The following is an 18,036-nucleotide window of genomic DNA, read 5'->3' on the forward strand; positions in this document are numbered from 1 at the left end:
CAACTGGTCGCTCGCCGGTGCCGGCATTCATCGTGGATGGAAGTGCTTGATGCTTTGCTCGGACCTGTAAGAGAGCGGGCGGTAAGCCCGGCCGTGAGTTGACTGGCAACAATGATTTTGTTCAAATATGGATGATTAATTGTAAAATAACTTCATATTTGATAGGTAAATTCCATGCCATCCTCTGTGCAAAAACGCTCCGGCGCACAGGTCGCATTGCCGCAGCCGGTTGAGCGCGCGCTTCGTCGTCTGGGGCAGGACATCTCTACGGCACGTCGCATGCGCCGACTGAGCCAGGAAGACCTGGCTCAGCGCATCGGCACGTCGCTAAGTACCGTCAGACGCATGGAGGAGGGCTATCCCGGCACCGCCCTGCATACCTTCCTGCGCGCCTTGCAGGTGCTAGGCCGCCTGGATGCGGTGCTCAAGATGATGGCCATGGAAAACGACGTGTTGGGCATGGAGCTGGTGCGAGAGCAGTTGCCGCAAAGGGTGAGGACTTCCTCCAGAAGCAAGCGGCAGGCTCGTCAGCCCGCAGCGGCCAGTGAAGGTGGCCCCCATGCCGGCACCGATGAACTGGAGGGCTTCTGATGGCAACGAGCAAATCCTCCAGGCGTGCCGACCTCGAAGTGCATCTCGGTGCCAGCGGCCAGGTCGTAGGGCGGTTGCACTTGGGTAGCGGTAAACGCAGCGCGTTCAGCTATGACGAACAATGGCTGCGCAATCCTCGGTTCTTCTCGCTGTCTCCTGATCTGGACCCCGTGCTGGGCGTTCAACACCCCGAGCAGGTGTTCTTTCACGCCCTGGAAGATACTGCGCCGGATTCATGGGGCGAACGCGTGATCCGGCGCGCCCATGCGAAGCTGCGCCAGGAAGATCGCCTGACGCCAGCGCTGGAACCCGTCGACTTTGTGATGTGGGTGGACGACGAAGCCAGAGTCGGCGCACTGCGCCTGTTCGATCCCCAAACCAAGGTCTATTTGCGCTCTGGTGGACAGCACAGGCATGTACCGCCGTTGGTAGAACTGGACAAGGTTGTGCAGGCTGCGCGTGCGTTGGAGGCTGGAACAGAAAGCGCGCAGGATCTGCAATATCTGCTCGGGCAAGGTACTTCGCTGGGCGGGGCGCGGCCTAAATCCACGGTTCGGGATACGGACGGTCGTTTGGCTCTGGGCAAGTTTCCCAGCCAGGCGGACCGGCGCGACGTCATTCGTGGCGAGGTTCTGGCCATGCATCTAGCAGCCAAGGCTGGTATCAAGGTGGCGTCGGCACGTGTGGAATTGATCAACGGCACGGCGGTTGCCATCATTCGTCGGTTTGATCGCACCGACGATGCTGGCCGCATTCCCTACATGTCGGCCGCGACGATGCTGCGGCCCGATGGCCGTGATGCGACGCATGCGTACACGGAGCTGGTGGACATGCTGCTGCAGGTAGGCGCCAGCCCGATTGAAGACATCCATGAACTGTGGCGTCGGCTGGTCTTCAATTTCCTGATCTGCAACACCGACGATCACCTGCGCAATACCGGTTTCCTGTACGACGCACGCAACCATGGATGGCGTCTCGCACCAGCCTTTGACCTCAACCCGATGCCGGGTGATCGCCGCGAAAGCAAAACGTGGCTCACGGAAGATTCCGGTGTCATCGACAGTCAAGCTTTACTGATGGACGGAGCGCCTTATTTCAGACTTGACGAGGAACAGGCGGCAGAGATCTGGGGCGAGGTTGCCCAGGCGGTGGAGGGCTGGCGCGTCGTGGCCAAGGGATTGGGCATGCGTAGTACGGACGTGCTCGACTTTGAGCCCGCGTTCGTTGTGTAGGGGAAGGGACTTGATGGCGATTTTGGTGGAGTGGGTACACGTTCTGGCCGTCATGTCGCTATTTCCTGAAAACAGGAACATGTTTGGGTTGATGTGTCGTCGGTGACGACATGAGGTGCCGGTTTGTCGCCAGATCCAAATTTTGGCAGCATGGCTGATGCGGCTCTTGCCTGCGGAACGCCGGGGCAGCTGAGCTGGATGGTTCGCAGCGGAGGGGCTACATTAGAGATCTCACTGGTCGTGCCAAGCGAGCCACGCATCGTCAAAGCACTCGGTTTTGCCGGGATTACGATGGTCTCTCCAACCCAGTCACAGATCATCGTTTACCCACCAAAAAACCTGATGACCGTCAGTTTTCTCGGTATGATGAAGTTGGTTGATGATGTCGCCAACCTAAACCGCAAATCGCCCCGCATCCCGCGCCAGCAAAGGATGTGCGTTCTTGACGGTAAAGGCTACGGTAAGAGGCTCATCTCGATCACAGCAAAATCCTTTAATCACGCGGACTTGCGTGAGCTGTTGATGATCGAGTGGTTTGGCGCTTGGCGCCGCGCCAGGAGCACCGAGTCAAATCGCCTTGCCCTGACGGGCGGGCGCCCTGGCCCTTGGGGGCTTTGACTACGCGGTGGCGCGCCCATGTCCCTTGGTCAGGAAGAAGTGATGCACTCCTGACGAGTCCTCGAAATGCTGGGTGATGGTGTTGCCGGTTTGTGCGGCGAACAGACCGAAATCCTGCGCGGAGCGCGAATCGGTGGCCAGCACCAGCAGCTTGTCGCCGTGCCGCATCGCATTGAGCGCGCGCTTGGCCCGCAGAATCGGGATGGGGCATTGGGCGCCAATGGCATCGATCACGGAATCCACCTCGGTGATGGCTGCGCGCTGATAGAACTGCGGGGCTGATGGCGCCGTCCGCGATGGCGGTATGGGAAAAGCCCGCACGTCCGCCGGCGCGGTGGCTTCTTGCGCTTGGGCTTGCTGGCGCACCAGGCTGCGCGCCGCCAGCACTTCCGCCATGATGGACACGGCGATTTCGGGTGGGGTCTTGCTGCCGATGGGCAGGCCGATCGGGCTGTGCAGACGGTCCATGGTTTGCGGCTCGACGCCCAGATGCTCCGTCATGCGATGATGGCGTTTTTGCGCATTGGCCTTGGAGCCAATGGCTCCCACGTAGAACGCCGGGCTGTACAGCGCTTCCAGCAGTGCCAGGTCGTCGAGCTTGGGGTCGTGCGTCAGGGCGATCACCACGCTGCGGCCATCCGGCTGGAAGGCGCGCACGGCGTCGTCCGGCATGCTGTTGGAAAGTACCACCTGGTTGGGGTCCAAGCCGTCCAGCATGGCATGGCGGGGGTCGCACACGGTCACCATGAAGCCATTGAACAGCGCCATGTTGGCGACATACGCGGCGATGTCTCCCGCGCCAATGATCAGCAGGCGCCAGGCCGGCCCGAGCGGGACCGCCACGATCTTGCCATCGAAGCGCAGCGGCAAGGGGTGGTCGACCGGGTGAAGCTGCACGGCTCCACTGTCAATGTCCACCGTCCGCTGCACCAACGCGCCGCGTTCCAGGCGTTCGATGGCCTGGGAAAGCAGGTCGATGTCGGGATTGGGCTCAAGCAGCATCTGCAGCGTGCCGCCGCAGGGCAGGCCCAGGCGGTGCGCCTCTTCGCTGGAGAGGCCATAGGTCAGCAGCCGGGGCGTGCAGGCGTTCCACAACGCATCGGGCCCGGCATCGCGGATGTGCCGCTCCAGCAGGTCCTGTTCGACACAGCCACCGGAGACCGAGCCGGCCACGTGGCCATCCTCGCACAGCGCCATCAACGACCCGGGCGGGCGTGGCGAGGAGCCCCAGGTGTGCACCACGGTCACCAGCACGGCGCGCTGGCCGGCGCTGCGCCAGTGGTGCAACTGGCGCAGGATATGCAGTTCATGGTTCTCCAGCATGGTTCAACCTCGGTTCAAGTGGCTTGGCGCCGTTTGTTGCTTCGCATCGCTATCCATTGCTATTCATCGCTGTGGCCGCTGCCGGTAAGCAGGCCTTCCAGCCGCGCCAGGTCGGTGACGGTGTCCACGTCCTGGTGGATGGCGGCGTCTGCTACGGCCAGCGCGTGCAGCCTGCCTTGCCGTTCGGCCTGCCGCACCAATGCGCGCGCGCCCACGTCCCCTGTCAGGCGCAGCAGATCGTCGCGGCAGTGCGCAGGAAAGCCCACCGGATGGCCGCGGCGGCCGGCGCAGACGGGCACGACCACGTCGGTGCGTCTATGCACCAGGCACGTGGCTACCTCAACGATCAGCGAGGCCGACACCAGGGGCATGTCGCCCAGCACCACCAGCCAACCCGCTGCGTGGCGGCATTGGGCGACGCCTTGGGCGATCGAGTCGCCCAGGCCTGGGCTGCCCCCGGGCGGGCGTACCAGTACCACCGGCAGGCCGCTCGCCCGGGCTGCATCCAGCACGTGCTGCAGCACCGGGCGACCAGCCAGCCACGCGTCGAGCTTGTTGCCGGCGCCGCCCGAGGCCTGGAAGCGCCGCGCTGCACCACCCGCCACGACGATGACATGCACCATGCCCTGGTCCTGCACAGGGCTTGCCGGAATGGGAACTGGATGGGGTTCGTCAAGGATCTGCATGGGCGTTCATTGCCGTCCAACCATCAATGGGGCGCTTCGGCTGTTTGGGCTGTTTCGGGCGTTGGGGTTATGGAGGCCGACTGGGGTGGCTGCGCATGCAGCGTCGCCGCATGCTCGCCCTGTGTCCGGATGCGGGCAATGTCCTTCGGCAAGGCGGCGCTCCACGTTGGCTGGTCCGGTGCAAATTCCGCACGCAAATACCGCACCAGGCTCTCGACCTGGGCGTCGCTCAGGTGTTCCTTGAACCCTGGCATGTATCCGAGTTCGGCATCCGCAGGAGCCTGAATGCCTTGCAGGATGACCTGGATCAGGTTGTCCGGCGCGCTAGCATGGATGTTGGTGTTGGTGCCCATCAGCGGCTTGACGCCAAACAAGGTCGGGCCGCTGTCCGCGCCGTGGCAGGCGGCACAGGCGGCCTGGTAGATGCGCTCGCCCTCCACGAACCAATCCGTCAGCCGGAGCGCAGAGTCGGCCATGTGGGGGATTGCCGCGTCTGCCGCGTCTGGCTGCAGGGCAGGCAGCGGTGTGGTGGCTGTTGCAGTTGCCGTTGCAGTGGGTGCCGTGGTGGAGGTGGTCTGTTGACCCGGCAGATCCATCAGGTAGGTGGCGATGGCGCGCACGTCGCTTTCGGGGATCTCGGCCAGGCCGTGGATGACCGGCGCCATCGGCCCGGCGGCCACGCCATGGCGGGCCGAGTGGCCGGTGCGCAGGTATTGGAACAAATCCTCGGCGGTCCATGGCACCGGGCCGCTGGCCAACCGGTTCAGCGCGGGCGCTTCCCAGCCCTCTGCTTCACCGCCTGCCAGATAGTTCCGCAGGCCGGATTTCTCGGCCCCCAGCGCATTGCGCGGCGAATGGCAGGCGGCGCAATGGCCGGCGCCTTGCACCAGATAGGCGCCGCGGTTCCATTCCAGGCTTTTCTCGGGCACGGGTTGGTAGACCGTGTTGTCGTGGAACAGCAGGTTCCAGCCCGCCAGCGTGGGCCGCAGGTTGTAGGGGAAGGCCAGCCTGGTCTCGGGCGGCGTGGAGTGCACCGGCTCCTGCGACATCAGGTATCCGTAGAGGGCCTGGATGTCGGCGTCGCTCATCTTCGCGAAGGCCGTGTACGGGAAGGCGGGATACAGCTGCCGCCCATCGCGGTGCACGCCTTCGCGCATGGCGCGTTCGAACGCGGTGTAGGACCAGCGGCCGATGCCGGTTTCCTTGTCGGGCGTGATGTTGGTGGTGTAGATGACGCCAAACGGGGTTTCCAGCGCCAACCCGCCGGCATTGGGTGCGCCGCCCGGCGCAGTGTGGCAGACGATGCAATCGCCGGCGGCAGCCACCAGGCGCCCTCGCTCGATGGCCTCGGTGGAGAAGATCGACAGGTCGGGCGCGTCGATGGGGGCGATGGCGGGCTTGGCCGGCCAGGCGGTCACGGCAGCGCCGGCGACCACGGCACAGCCGGCCGCCAGCCACGCCGAGCCACGTTTGAGCAGCTTGCCGCGCTGGGTGCCTTTGGGCGGGGCGCCCAGCGCCGCGCGCAAGTCCTCGGCATTGAACGGGGCGGTGCGCATGCGCACGCCGCTGGCATCGTAGATGGCGTTGGCGATCGCCGCGGCGGCCGGCCAGGTGACGATGCTACCCGTGCGCAGCGTCGTCGCTTGCAAGGACGAGACCAAGGCTTTCGGGTCGGATGCTGTGCGCAGCGTGCCAGCAGTGGTTGTCGTGACCGGCAGGTCGGCCGATGGCTCCCAATCGTCGAATGTCCGGGGTTCCTGCACCAGATCCTGGGCAATGGCCAGATACTGGTCGTCATCCGATTCGATCGTCGCATGAGCGGCATCCAGTGATCCGGCATCGTGCCCGACCACCACGCGCTCGATGTCCACCTGTCCATTGCCCGGATCGATGGCGACTTCAACCACCCAGGCCGACCATTCCTGCAACCCGCACGGGTGGTCCATACCGGCGGCGGCGAAGCCGCGGCCATGCAGAAGACCATCCTCTTGCAAGGGCTGCGCCGGCTCCGGCTCTGCGGTGCGTTCGCCCTCATGCGCATACCAGTGGGCCTGCGCGGCGACTTGCCGGATGAGCGCCCTGCCGGGCCCTTCCGGGGTGTTGGCCAGGCGCCAGGCCAGCGGGTCCATGCCTTCCCCGCGCGCTCGTTCGTCGGCTTCGCTTTCCTGCGCAAAGACCAGCGCGGCGTTCAGTTCCTCGGGCCCGGCATGGCTGAGCGGCGCCGCGCCCTCGTGCGATGGGATGCGGTGACACGCATGAACGGCTGGATAAGGCAGGGCATGGGCCTGGTGCGGCTGTGCACACAGGCGTGCCAGGCTGGGCCGGACCGCCCAGACCGTGTTGGCCTGCCAGCCTTGCCAGCCCTGCGTGGCGTGCGGACCGGATCCGGGCATTGCGGGGGGGCGCGACTGGCCCTGGGCGTTCTGCGGTGTTTGTGGCGCTTGTGGCGTTGGCGAAGTGGCAGCGTGGAGCGTGGGGCGTGGCGGTGTTCCGTCGCTGAGCCCGTGCGCCTGCAGCGCCAGGGTGTGCGGGGCATCGGCGCGCCGCAACGGAACACGCACGGGCCTGCGCACCGTTGCGGAGAGCAGTGCGGCATCCGCGGCGGCATCCAGCACTTCCAGAACGGTTGGTACCGGCCGGCCAGGTGCCGCGGAAGCAGCGATGGCGACCAGCGTGACACAGCTTGGTGGCACCCGCAGCAACGCCGCCAGTTCGGCGGTCACCATCGCGCCATATGCGGGCTGCAATGCGAATGGTAGCCAGACCGTCACCTGATGGCCCGTGCACCAGGCCACCGCTTCTTCCTGGATGGTGCCGAAGACGGACGGCGACCAGCGATAGGCGTCGCCGGCCATGGACGCCTGGCTGTGGCTGGCGCGGAGTCGTTCAGGCTGCCAGGAGAGCACCAGTGAATCGATGCCCTGCCGCGCATGGCGGGCTGACACCGCGACCACGCCGACGAAATGCGCATGGCGCACCACCGAGACGATGCCCGGCAGGTCCTGCATGGTTGGGTGGCGCACATCCGCCAGTGTGGCGCCCCGGTATTGCTGGCCGTTCCAGGCAAGCGTTGGCGGACGGGCCACCGCGCCGTGCAGCGCGTCGCCAGGGACCGATGGGAGCGTCTGCGGCGCCGTGGGGGGAGAGGGGTCCGACATCAGACCGGGTCCTTCGCATCGAGGACCTGGCCTGCCATCCGGTGCAGCACCGCCGCACGCCGTGCGGCCTGCAGGATCTCGACATGGGTTCCACACCGGCACAGGTTGTGATGGAGTTCCCGGCGAATCTCCTGCTCGGAGGGATCGGGCTTGCGCCGGATCAATGCCTCCACCGTCATGACCATGCCGTTGAGGCAGTAGCCGCACTGCGCGGCTTCGCATTCGATGAACGCCTGCTGGGTAGGGCCGGGCGCGGTTTCGGAGCCCAGTCCTTCCAGCGTGGTGATGGCCCGCCCGTGTGCCGCGGCGACCGGGATGACGCAGGCCCTGGCGGCCACCCCATCGATCAGCACGGTGCAGGCACCGCACTCGCCCAGCCCGCATCCATACTTCGGTCCGTTGAGCGCGCAATCGTTGCGCAGGGCCTGCAGCAATGTCATGCCGGCAGAGGCCGGCACGGTCGCGAGGCGACCGTTGACGTGCATGTCCAGGTGATCTGCCGGTGCGAGCGTACTATCCATGTCTCAAGATCCCGTCAAAAGTACCGGGGCAGGCCGGCCGGGCTCCAGGAATCTTGCACATTCGCGCCGATCACCTGAAGCAGGCAGGTCCACCCCTCAAGAAGATGGAATGGCATGCAAGCATGAACTGTTCCAGGTTGGTGCCAATTAAAGTGTCTACGCTTGATCTTCGCACAAGGCATTGACGCGGGTGGATCGATCGATCATTGTTTTATAAGGAAAAATACCTATAGAACCCAGATGGTCTGCGTGCGGTATTTCCTATTTATGATGCATGCGCGTTATGTGGCATGCGAGGCGAGCCGTGGTGGCAGGCCTTTTGCTACAAGCAGGTGGGGTCGGGCGCAGGGCCCGTGGCGTCCCGCCATCATGTGTTCACCATTGCCATTCCCAACGATGCGTCGCCAGGAGGAAAACCGTATGACCGAAGCTGCGCTGCTGTCCATGCCTGTGGAGCCACGCGCCTTGCGAGACGCATTGCTGGCCAGGAGTGGCGCCTTGCTGATCGTCCGCAACCCCACGGGGGTGGCGAAACCCGCGCCGGGGCAGCCGGGCTCCGCGTCCGACTATGTGCCGGATGTTCCCGACATCTTCATCGCGGTGCTGGACGATGGCCGGGTGTGTGCCTTCAACGGCCACGTGGATCTGGGTACCGGCATCCGCACCGCTTTGGCCCAGATCGTGGCCGAAGAACTGGAAACCGATGTGCGGCGCCTCATGATGGTGCTTGGCCATACCGAGGGCACGCCCAACCAGGGGCCCACCATTGCCAGTGCCAGTATCCAGATATCGGCCGTGCCGCTGCGGCGGGCGGCGGCGCAGGCGCGTGAGCACCTGATCGGCCTGGCCGCGCAGCACTGGGGGTGCAGCCGCGATGGTTTGCAGGCCCGGGAGGATGCCGTCATCGACGCGCAGCACGGGCGCCGCCTGTCGTACGGCGAACTGCTGCGCGGCCGCAAGGACGTGCTGTATCTGGCGGACGAGGTCCCCCTCAAGCCCAGCAGTGCGTACCGGATCGTTGGGCAGGCTGCGGCGCGGGTGGATATCCCTGCCAAGGCCACCGGGCGGCTGACCTTCGTGCACGACGTGCGCGTGCCGGGCATGCGCCATGGGCGTGTGGTGCGCCCGCCCTACCATGGGCGCGACAGCGGCGGCTTCGTCGGACGCAGCCTGCTGGAGGTGGACGCCGGCTCCGTGGCGGCTTTGCCGGGCCATGTGCAGGTGGTGGTGGATGGCGATTTCGTCGGCGTGGTTGCCGATCGCGAAGAGCAGGCCGAGGCGGCCATGCGGGCCCTGAAGGTGCGCTGGGCACCGCCGCCGTCCGCGCCGGATCTGTCGGATCTGGCGCAGGCCCTGCGCGCGCATCCGTCCACGCCGAGGCCCTTGCTGCAGGTGGGCGATGTGCAAGCTGCGCTGCCCGGTGCGGCGAAGGTGTTGCGCAACACCTACGTCTGGCCCTACCAGATGCATGGCTCCATCGGGCCTTCGTGCGCCGTGGCGGCCTGGCAGGATGGGCGGCTGACGGTCTGGTCGGGCACGCAGAACCCGCACATGCTGCGCACCGACCTGGATCGCCTGCTGGAAGTGGGCGAGCAGCACATCGAGATCGTGCGCATGGAGGCCTCCGGGTGCTACGGCCGCAACTGTGCCGACGATGTCTGCGCCGACGCGGCCATCCTCTCCCGCGCAGTGGGCGCGCCGGTGCGCGTGCAGCTGACGCGGGCCCAGGAGCACCTGTGGGAGCCCAAGGGCACGGCGCAGTTGATGGAGACGGTGGGCGCCATCGACCATGCAGGCCAATTGCTGGCCTACGATATCGCGATTCGCTATCCCTCCAACGATGCGCCGCTGCTGGCCCTGTTGCTGACCGGAAGGATCCCCGCCGAACCCAGGGCGCTGGAGATGGGCGACCGCACGGCAGTACCGCCTTACCGCTACCCGCACCTGACCACCTTGTGCCACGACACGCCGCCCATCGTGCGCTCCTCGTGGCTGCGAGGGGTGTCTGCGCTGCCCAACTCCTTTGCGCACGACAGCATGGTCGATGAGCTGTGCGAGGCCGCAGGGGCTGACCGGCTGGCGTTTCGTCTGCGGCATCTGGATGACCTGCGGGCCATTGAATTGCTGCAGGCGACGGCGCGCCGCGCGGGATGGGTTGCAGGGGCCACTGGCAGCCGGGGCGAAGCAGGCGATGATGGGCTGCTGCACGGCCGGGGAATAGCCTATGCGCGCTATATCCACAGCAAGTTTCCAGGCTTTGGCGCGGCCTGGGGTGCCTGGGTCGCCGATCTGACGGTCGACCCGAGGACCGGCAAGATCCGGGTCGAGCGCGTGACCTACGGCCAGGACACGGGCATGGTGGTCAACCCCAGCGGGGTCAGGCACCAGATCCATGGCAATATCGTGCAGTCCCTCAGCCGCGTGTTGCTCGAGCGGGTGGCCTTCGACGAAACAGGCGTTGCCAGCCGGGAGTGGGGAGCGTATCCCATCCTGGGGTTTTGCGACCTGCCCGAGATCGATCTGGTGCTGATGGACCGGCAGGACCAGCCGCCGATGGGTGCCGGCGAATCTGCGTCAGTGCCTTCTGCCGCCGCCATTGCCAACGCGCTGTTCGATGCAACCGGCTTGCGCTTTCGCGCCCCGCCGTTCACGCCCGACGTGGTTCTGAAGGCGCTCAGGGCGCAGGCGGAGCAGGCCGAGGCAGCAAGCTGCGCGGCCATCTGAGCGATGGCATCCGGATATGGCCAATCAGACGCCCGTCTCCCGAGGGGCGGGAAGCACTGGCCGAACCATCACGCGGCAGCGAATTGCCGCATCTCTATCTCACCTCGACATGACAGACAAGCAAAAGCCCGAGCCCTATGACTTCACCGCCCAGGTCGGGCATTTGCTGCGGCGGGCCTACCAGCGCCATACCACGGTGTTTCAGCAGCACATTCCCGATTCGCACCTGACCGCCATCCAGTTCGTCGTACTGTGCGCACTCAGGGACCATGGTGGCAGTTCGATTGCGGAGATCGTCCGGACCACGGTGATCGACCAGGCCACCATCCGCGGCGTGATCGAGCGTTTGCGCGCGCGGGAACTGGTGGCGGTCGAGCATGACCGGGAGGATCGGCGCAAGGTGGTCGTTCAACTGACGGCCTCCGGCGCCCGGATGGTGGAAGAAATGGTGCCATTCGGGCACCTGATCTCGGAGCGCACCTTTGGATGTCTCAACCCTGCGGAACGGCTGGCCCTGCTTTTCCTGCTGCAGAAGATGATTGCCGGGGATGACGCGGGCTGATGGCCCAATTGGAGTGCATACACTCTAATTGAGCATTGTTGTCCGGTGTGCGGCACACATGCTGCTGAACGCACCAGATTGGTTCCGCATGCATTGATATGGGTCAAATTTTTGTAAAAATAAACGAAATATCACGGTTTTTTCGCCACTTGAGTGCGTGAAGTACGGGCACTGCCTCTGAAAAAGCTGGAACGGTTATTGCTGGAGTAGTTCAAGCGTACACATTTGAATGTGTGCTTTCAGCCATGGCAGCAGGGTCTGCTTTAACCGCTTTCAGGAGAGATCATGAGCCCACACTTCATTCCCCGGTGCCTGCGCACGGTTCGCTGGGCAACGGCCGCAGGCGCCGCTGCCTTCACCATGGTGGCGGCAGCGCAAGGCACCATCAAGATCGGCGAGATCAACAGCTACAAGGCGCAGCCCGTTTTCCTCGACGCCTACAAGCAGGGCATGGCGCTGGCGCTGGAAGAGGCCAATGCCGCGGGGGGCGTGGACGGCAAGAAGTTCGAGCTGGTCATCCGCGACGACAACGCCAATCCGGGTGAGGCCGTGCGCCAGGCCGAGGAGTTGCTCTCGCGCGAAAAGGTCGACATCCTGGCTGGCACTTTCCTCTCGCACGTGGGTCTGGCGATGACCGATTACGCCAAGCAAAAGCAGGTGTTCTTCCTCGCCAGCGAGGCACTGACCGACAAGATCACCTGGGGCGATGGCAACCCTTACACCTACCGCCTGCGCACCTCGACCTACATGCTGGCGGCCTCGCTGGTGCCGGAAGCGGTCAAGCTGAACAAGAAGCGCTGGGCGGTCATCTACCCGAACTACGAGTATGGCCAGTCGGCGGCCGAGACCTTCAAGCGTCTGCTCAAGCAGGCCCAGCCGGACGTGGAGTTCGTCACCGAGCAGGCGCCGCCGCTGGGCAAGGTCGATGCTGGCAGTGTGGTGCAGGCGATTGCCGATGCCAAGCCCGATGCGGTGTTCAACGCGCTGTTCGGTGCCGACCTGGCCAAGCTGGTGCGCGAGAGCGCCACGCGCGGCACCTTCAAGGACGTGCCGGTGGTCAGCGTGCTGAGCGGTGAGCCCGAGTATCTGGAGCCGCTGCGCGACGAAGCGCCCGTCGGCTGGATCGTCACCGGCTACCCCTGGTACGCCATCGATACGCCCGAGCACAAGGCCTTCGTGCAGGCCTACCAGGCCAAGTTCGGCAATGGCAATCTGCGCCTGGGCTCGGTGGTGGGCTACACCACCATCAAATCCATCGTCGAAGGCGTCAAGCGCGCCGGCGGCAAGACCGACACCGAGTCGATGACCAAGGCCTTCTCCGGCCTGCAGGTGCCGACACCGGACGGCGTGATCGAGTACCGCGCGCTGGACCACCAGTCGACCATGGGCACCTACGTGGGCCGCGTGGCACTCAAGGATGGCAAGGGCGTGATGGAGGATTTCTATTACGTACCCGGCGAGAAGCTGCTGCCTTCTGATGAAGAAGTGGCCAAGCTGCGTCCCGCCAGGTAAGCCATTGCGCTGCTGACCGCTGCCGCGTGCCGCTTATCGCAGTGGCCGGCAGCGGGGTGGAACACATCCCAAGCGTTCGAGTTCCTCGCAGCGCATCTAGCAATCGAGATTCCCATGGACCTATCTGGTTTTCTGGCGCAACTGCTCAATGGCCTTGCCGAAGCCTCCTCGCTGTTCCTGGTGGCCGCCGGGCTGTCGCTGATCTTCGGTGTCACGCGCATCGTCAACTTCGCCCACGGCTCGTTCTTCATGCTGGGCATCTACATCGCCTATTCGCTGGTCGAGCGGCTGGGCATCGGCTCGACCGCCGTCATCGGCTTCTGGTCGAGTCTGGCGCTGGCCGCGCTGCTGGTGGGCGCGGTAGGCGCGCTGGTGGAAGTGATTCTGTTGCGGCGCATCTACAAGGCGCCCGAGCTGTTCCAGCTGCTGGCCACGTTTGCGCTGGTACTGGTGGTCAATGACGCCGTGCTGTGGCTGTGGGGGCCGGAGGAGTTGCTGGGCCGGCGCGCGCCAGGACTGGCTGGTTCCGTCGACCTGTTCGGCCGCGCCTACCCGACCTACAACCTGTTCCTGATCGTGGTGGGCCCGGTGGTGCTGGGCTTGCTGTGGCTGCTGCTGACGCGCACCCGCTGGGGCGTGCTGGTGCGCGCCGCGACGCAGGACCGCGAGATGCTGGGCGCGCTGGGCGTCAACCAGGCCTGGCTGTTCACCGGCGTGTTCGCCCTGGGCGCCATGCTGGCGGGCCTGGGCGGCGCCATCCAGCTGCCGCGCGAGCCGGCCAGCCTGATGCTCGATCTGAAAGCCATCGGCGAGGCCTTCGTGGTGGTCGTGGTTGGCGGCATGGGCTCGATCCCCGGGGCCTACGTGGCCGCGCTGCTGATCGCCGAGATCAAGGCGATCTGCATCGGCCTGGGCAATGTGCAGCTCCTGGGCATCGAGGTCTCGTTCTCCAAGCTCACGCTGGTGGTCGAGTTCCTGGTGATGGCGCTGGTGCTGGTGTTCCGCCCTTGGGGCCTGATGGGGCGCCCGCAGGGCACCAGCCGCAATTCGGCCCCGATCGAGGCGCCGCTGCGCCCGGGCTCGCCGCAGTTCAAGCTGCTGGCCATGGGCGTGGTGGCAATGCTGGCGAGCCTGCCGATGCTGGCGGACTGGTTCCCCTACGCCACCGTGCTGGCGCAGGATGTGCTGGTCGCCGTGCTGTTTGCCGTCAGCCTGCACTTCATCATGGGGCCGGGCGGCATGCACTCCTTCGGCCATGCGGCCTACTACGGGCTGGGCGCCTATGGCGCGGCGATCCTGCTGAAGGCGGCGCTGATGCCCATGCCGCTGGCGCTGGCGCTGGCGCCGCTGGTGGCAGGGCTGGGGGCGCTGCTGTTCGGCTGGTTCTGCGTGCGGCTCTCGGGCGTGTACCTGGCGATGCTGACGCTGGCGTTTTCGCAGATCGTCTGGTCCATCGTGTTCCAGTGGGATGACTTCACCGGCGGCTCCAACGGCCTGATCGGCGTGTGGCCCAGCAGCTGGCTCTCGGGCACCGCCTATTTCTACCTGACGCTGACGCTGGTGGTGCTTTCCGTGGTGGTGCTGCGCCGCATTCTGTTCGCGCCGTTCGGCTTTGCGCTGCGGGCCGGGCGGGATTCGGCGCTGCGCGCCGATGCGATCGGCATCGACGTCAAGCGGGTGCAGTGGGTGGCCTTCGTGATCGCCGGCGTGTTCGGCGGCCTGGCCGGCGCGCTGTATGTGTTCTCCAAAGGCAGCATCTCGCCCGATGCGATGGCGGTCGGCAAGTCGGTCGATGGCCTGGTGATGGTGTTGCTCGGCGGCATTCAGACGCTGATGGGCCCGATCGTCGGCGCCGCCACGTTCAATGTGCTGCAGGACTACATCATGCGCGCCACCGAGTACTGGCGGGCGCTGTTCGGCGGCGTGATCCTGCTGCTGGTGATCGCGTTCCCGCAAGGCATTGCCGGTTTCGCCAGGCAGGTGGCCGACTGGTGGTCGCACCGCCGCAGCACGCGCAGCGCCACGGCACAACAGGAGAACCAGGCATGAGCATCCCTCTTTTGCAAGTGCGCGGGCTGAGCAAGTCTTTTGGCGGCGTGCGCGCGGTTGACGACATCCACTTCGACCTGCACGAAGGCGAGCTGCTGGCGCTGATCGGCCCCAACGGCGCCGGCAAGTCGACCACCTTCAACATGGTGGGCGGCCAACTGGTCGCCAGCGCCGGCTCGGTCAAGCTGGCCGGCCACGAGCTGGTGGGCATGAAGCCGCGCGACATCTGGCGCATGGGGGTCGGGCGAACCTTCCAGATCGCCGCCACCTTCAGCTCGCTGACCGTGGTGGAGAACGTGCAGATGGCCTTGCTGTCGCACGAGGGGCGCATCTACACCTTCTGGCGCAGCGCCGCCTCGCAGTTCCGCCCGCAGGCGCTGGAGTTGCTGGAGCAGGTTGGCATGCGCGCACAGGCCGACAGGCCCTGCAGCGAGCTGGCCTATGGCGACGTCAAGCGGGTCGAGCTGGCCATGGGCCTGGCCAACAACCCGAAGCTGCTGCTGATGGACGAGCCCACCGCCGGCATGGCCCCCAAGGAGCGCAATGCGCTGATGGCGCTGACCAAGCAACTGGTGATCGACCGCAAGATGGCCGTGCTGTTCACCGAGCACAGCATGGACGTGGTGTTCGCCTATGCCGACCGGATGATCGTACTGGCACGCGGGCGGCTGATCGCCGAGGGCTCGGCCGAGGAAATCCGCAACCATCCCAAGGTGCAGGAAGTCTATTTCGGCAGCGGCAAGACCTTCGAGAAACATCCGCAAGCGCCACAGGAGGCCACCGTATGAGCACAGTCATCACTCCCTCAGCGGGAGAAACCGCCGCCGTTATCGAGCCGATCGGCGCTGCCACACCGGGCACGCAGACGCTGCTGGAAGTCTCCGACCTGAACGCCTGGTATGGCGCCGCGCACATCCTGTTCGACGTCGGGCTGCAGGTGCGGCGCGGCGAGGTGGTCGCGCTGATGGGGCGCAATGGCGCCGGCAAGTCCACCACGCTCAAAGCCATCATGGGCCTGATGGCCCGGCGCAAGGGGCGCGTCAAGTTCCTTGGCCAGGACATCACCGAGAAAGCGCCGTTCGAGGTCGCGCGCATGGGCCTGGGCTTCGTGCCGGAGGACCGGCGCGTCTTCACCGACCTGACCGTCACCGAAAACCTGGAAGTGGGGCGCCAGCCCGCCCGCCTGTGGCCCGACGGCAGCGAAGCATTGACCTGGACGCCGACGGCGCTCTACCAACTGTTTCCCAACCTGGGCGCGATGCAGCAGCGGCCAGGTGGCCAGATGAGCGGCGGCGAGCAGCAGATGCTGACCGTGGCGCGCACCTTGATGGGCAACCCCTTCCTGGTGCTGTTGGACGAGCCCTCCGAAGGCGTGGCGCCGGTCATCGTCGAGCAGATGGCGCACATGATCCTGGCGCTCAAGGCCAGGGGCACCAGCATCCTGCTGTCCGAGCAGAACGTGCACTTCGCCGAGCTCGTCTCCGACCGCGCCTATGTGCTGGAAAAAGGCCAGCTCAAGTACGAAGGCACGATGGCCGAGCTGGCCGCCAACGAGGAGGTGCGCAGGGCCTACCTGACAGTCTGAAACTGTTCGCCGCCATGCTTGGTGGCAGATGGCCACCGCATGAGCCGAAACTCCGCAATATTTGTTTGTGTACTAATGGTTTTCCCCGTGCAATCTGATTGCTGGATGCCTTGATCTAAATCATTAGTACACGAACAATATGCACAACTTTCGCAATGCATCCCGAAAACCCCAGAAGGACCACACCATGAGTGATATCACCCACATCGACATTGCCGTCATCGGCGCCGGCCTCGGCGGCGCTGCTGCTGCCGCACTGTTGAACAAAGCAGGATTTGCCGTGCACTGCTTCGAGCAGGCACCGGAATTCACCCGTCTTGGCGCCGGCATTCACATCGGCCCGAACGTCATGAAGATCTTCCGTGAAATCGGCCTGGAAGACCGCTTGGCGCACATCGGTGCGCACCCCAGCCACTGGTATTCACGCGATGGCCGCACCGGCGACTACCTGTCGAAGATCAAGCTGGGGGACTTTGCGGTCAAAGAGTACGGCGCGCCCTACATCACCATCCACCGTGGCGACATGCATGCCGAACAAATCGGAGCGCTGGAGCCCGAGACCGTGCACTTCGACTACCGCCTCACGGACCTGCAGGAGCGCGAGGACGACGTGCTGCTGAGCTTTGCCAACGGCAAACAGGTTGCGGCGCGGCTGGTGGTCGGGGCCGACGGCATCAACTCGATGATCCGCGAGAAGCTGTTGGGGCCCGAGAAGCCGCGTTTCTCCGGTTGGGTGGGCCATCGCGCGCTGATCGACATGAACAAGCTGCGCGCCGGCGGCATGGAGTACGAGCGCTGCGTCAAATGGTGGTGGGAGAAGTCGCGTCACATCATGGCCTATGCCACCAAGGCCGACGGCAGTGAGTACTACTACGTCACGGGCGTGCCGGTCGAAGGGGGCTGGGAGCACGATACGGGCTTCGTGGAAAGCTCCAAGGAGGAGATGGAGGCGATCTTCGGCGACGATGCCCACCCGATGGTGCGCGGCCTGATCGATGCCACGACGGAAGTGACGAAGTGGCCATTTTGGAACCGGGATGTCCTGAGTCTGTGGAGCCGCGGCCGTCTCTGTTTGCTGGGCGATGCCTGCCACCCGATGCGCCCGCACATGGCGCAAGGGGCCTGCATGGCGATCGAAGACGCCATGATCCTCACGCGCGCCTTGCAGCAAACCGGCACCGGCGACTACCGCACTGCTTTTGGCATTTACGAAGCAACGCGGCGCGAACGCGCCACCAAGGTGCAGACCATCTCCAATGCCAACACCTGGCTGAAGCAGCCCGAAGATCCGGCATGGGTGTATGCCTATGACCCGGTGCACGCGCCACTGCAAGACAGCGTGGCGTGATCTGTTCGCGCCAGCCCGGGTGTTCTGTTCATCCGGGCTGGCGCACCCCATTTTCTTTTTTCTCTCACAAGCGCGGATCCACGCAGACTCCCTGGCGCGCCGCAGTTGGCGGCATGCCACCCATAAC

General features: G+C 65.2%; 14 protein-coding genes. 10 read left to right on the plus strand and 4 right to left on the minus strand.

Translation table 11 applies throughout. The features are described from left to right. Nucleotides 1-174 precede the first annotated feature (174 nt). The 3 genes from EV687_RS16000 (at nucleotide 175) to EV687_RS16010 (ending at nucleotide 2,441) form a co-directional block, all read left to right on the plus strand. A complete protein-coding gene (locus tag EV687_RS16000) occupies nucleotides 175-591 on the plus strand; it encodes a helix-turn-helix domain-containing protein (RefSeq protein ID WP_122229195.1) in 417 nt (138 codons plus the stop codon). Next, nucleotides 591-1,823: a type II toxin-antitoxin system HipA family toxin gene (locus tag EV687_RS16005; RefSeq protein ID WP_122229193.1), complete on the plus strand. Its 1,233-nt coding sequence runs from the start codon at nucleotides 591-593 to the stop codon at nucleotides 1,821-1,823. The genes EV687_RS16000 and EV687_RS16005 overlap by 1 nt, the downstream gene beginning before the upstream one ends. Before the next feature lie 150 nt (nucleotides 1,824-1,973). After that, nucleotides 1,974-2,441: a hypothetical protein gene (locus EV687_RS16010; protein ID WP_122229191.1), complete on the plus strand. Its 468-nt coding sequence runs from the start codon at nucleotides 1,974-1,976 to the stop codon at nucleotides 2,439-2,441. Here EV687_RS16010 and EV687_RS16015 read toward each other — a convergent pair whose 3' ends face one another. From EV687_RS16015 to EV687_RS16030, 4 genes are read right to left on the minus strand one after another with little or no spacing between them, the layout of a single operon-like run. Further along, nucleotides 2,442-3,764: an XdhC family protein gene (locus tag EV687_RS16015; RefSeq protein ID WP_122229189.1), complete on the minus strand. Its 1,323-nt coding sequence runs from the start codon at nucleotides 3,762-3,764 to the stop codon at nucleotides 2,442-2,444. Nucleotides 3,765-3,823: 59 nt separating this feature from the next. Next, nucleotides 3,824-4,450 carry a nucleotidyltransferase family protein gene (locus EV687_RS16020; protein ID WP_242612677.1) on the minus strand — a complete coding sequence of 209 codons (627 nt, stop codon included), beginning with the start codon at nucleotides 4,448-4,450 and terminating at the stop codon, nucleotides 3,824-3,826. A gap of 23 nt (nucleotides 4,451-4,473) precedes the next feature. Next, nucleotides 4,474-7,608: a c-type cytochrome gene (locus EV687_RS16025; protein WP_122229188.1), complete on the minus strand. Its 3,135-nt coding sequence runs from the start codon at nucleotides 7,606-7,608 to the stop codon at nucleotides 4,474-4,476. Further along, on the minus strand, nucleotides 7,608-8,129 hold the full coding sequence (locus EV687_RS16030; RefSeq protein ID WP_122229186.1) for a (2Fe-2S)-binding protein: 522 nt from the start codon (nucleotides 8,127-8,129) through the stop codon (nucleotides 7,608-7,610). Before EV687_RS16030 ends, EV687_RS16025 begins: the two co-directional genes overlap by 1 nt. Before the next feature lie 420 nt (nucleotides 8,130-8,549). Between EV687_RS16030 and EV687_RS16035 the strand changes: the two genes are divergently transcribed. The 7 genes from EV687_RS16035 (at nucleotide 8,550) to EV687_RS16065 (ending at nucleotide 17,909) form a co-directional block, all read left to right on the plus strand. Then, nucleotides 8,550-10,853 (plus strand): xanthine dehydrogenase family protein molybdopterin-binding subunit, encoded by a 2,304-nt coding sequence (locus EV687_RS16035; protein WP_423201102.1) that lies wholly within the window; start codon nucleotides 8,550-8,552, stop codon nucleotides 10,851-10,853. A gap of 109 nt (nucleotides 10,854-10,962) precedes the next feature. Then, on the plus strand, nucleotides 10,963-11,415 hold the full coding sequence (locus EV687_RS16040) for a MarR family winged helix-turn-helix transcriptional regulator (protein ID WP_122229184.1): 453 nt from the start codon (nucleotides 10,963-10,965) through the stop codon (nucleotides 11,413-11,415). Between the two features lie 360 nt (nucleotides 11,416-11,775). Beyond that, nucleotides 11,776-12,927: an ABC transporter substrate-binding protein gene (locus tag EV687_RS16045; RefSeq protein WP_122229847.1), complete on the plus strand. Its 1,152-nt coding sequence runs from the start codon at nucleotides 11,776-11,778 to the stop codon at nucleotides 12,925-12,927. A gap of 114 nt (nucleotides 12,928-13,041) precedes the next feature. Continuing rightward, nucleotides 13,042-14,976: an ABC transporter permease gene (locus tag EV687_RS16050; protein WP_122229182.1), complete on the plus strand. Its 1,935-nt coding sequence runs from the start codon at nucleotides 13,042-13,044 to the stop codon at nucleotides 14,974-14,976. Between the two features lie 2 nt (nucleotides 14,977-14,978). After that, on the plus strand, nucleotides 14,979-15,764 hold the full coding sequence (locus EV687_RS16055) for an ABC transporter ATP-binding protein (RefSeq protein ID WP_122229845.1): 786 nt from the start codon (nucleotides 14,979-14,981) through the stop codon (nucleotides 15,762-15,764). Next, entirely contained in the window at nucleotides 15,761-16,561 is an 801-nt protein-coding gene (locus EV687_RS16060; protein WP_122229180.1) for an ABC transporter ATP-binding protein, read from the plus strand. The genes EV687_RS16055 and EV687_RS16060 overlap by 4 nt, the downstream gene beginning before the upstream one ends. A 187-nt stretch (nucleotides 16,562-16,748) precedes the next feature. Next, nucleotides 16,749-17,909 carry an FAD-dependent monooxygenase gene (locus EV687_RS16065; RefSeq protein ID WP_122229178.1) on the plus strand — a complete coding sequence of 387 codons (1,161 nt, stop codon included), beginning with the start codon at nucleotides 16,749-16,751 and terminating at the stop codon, nucleotides 17,907-17,909. Nucleotides 17,910-18,036 lie beyond the last annotated feature (127 nt).

Source organism: Corticibacter populi, assembly GCF_004217315.1.
Taxonomy (GTDB): Bacteria; Pseudomonadota; Gammaproteobacteria; order Burkholderiales; family Burkholderiaceae_C; genus Lampropedia; species Lampropedia populi.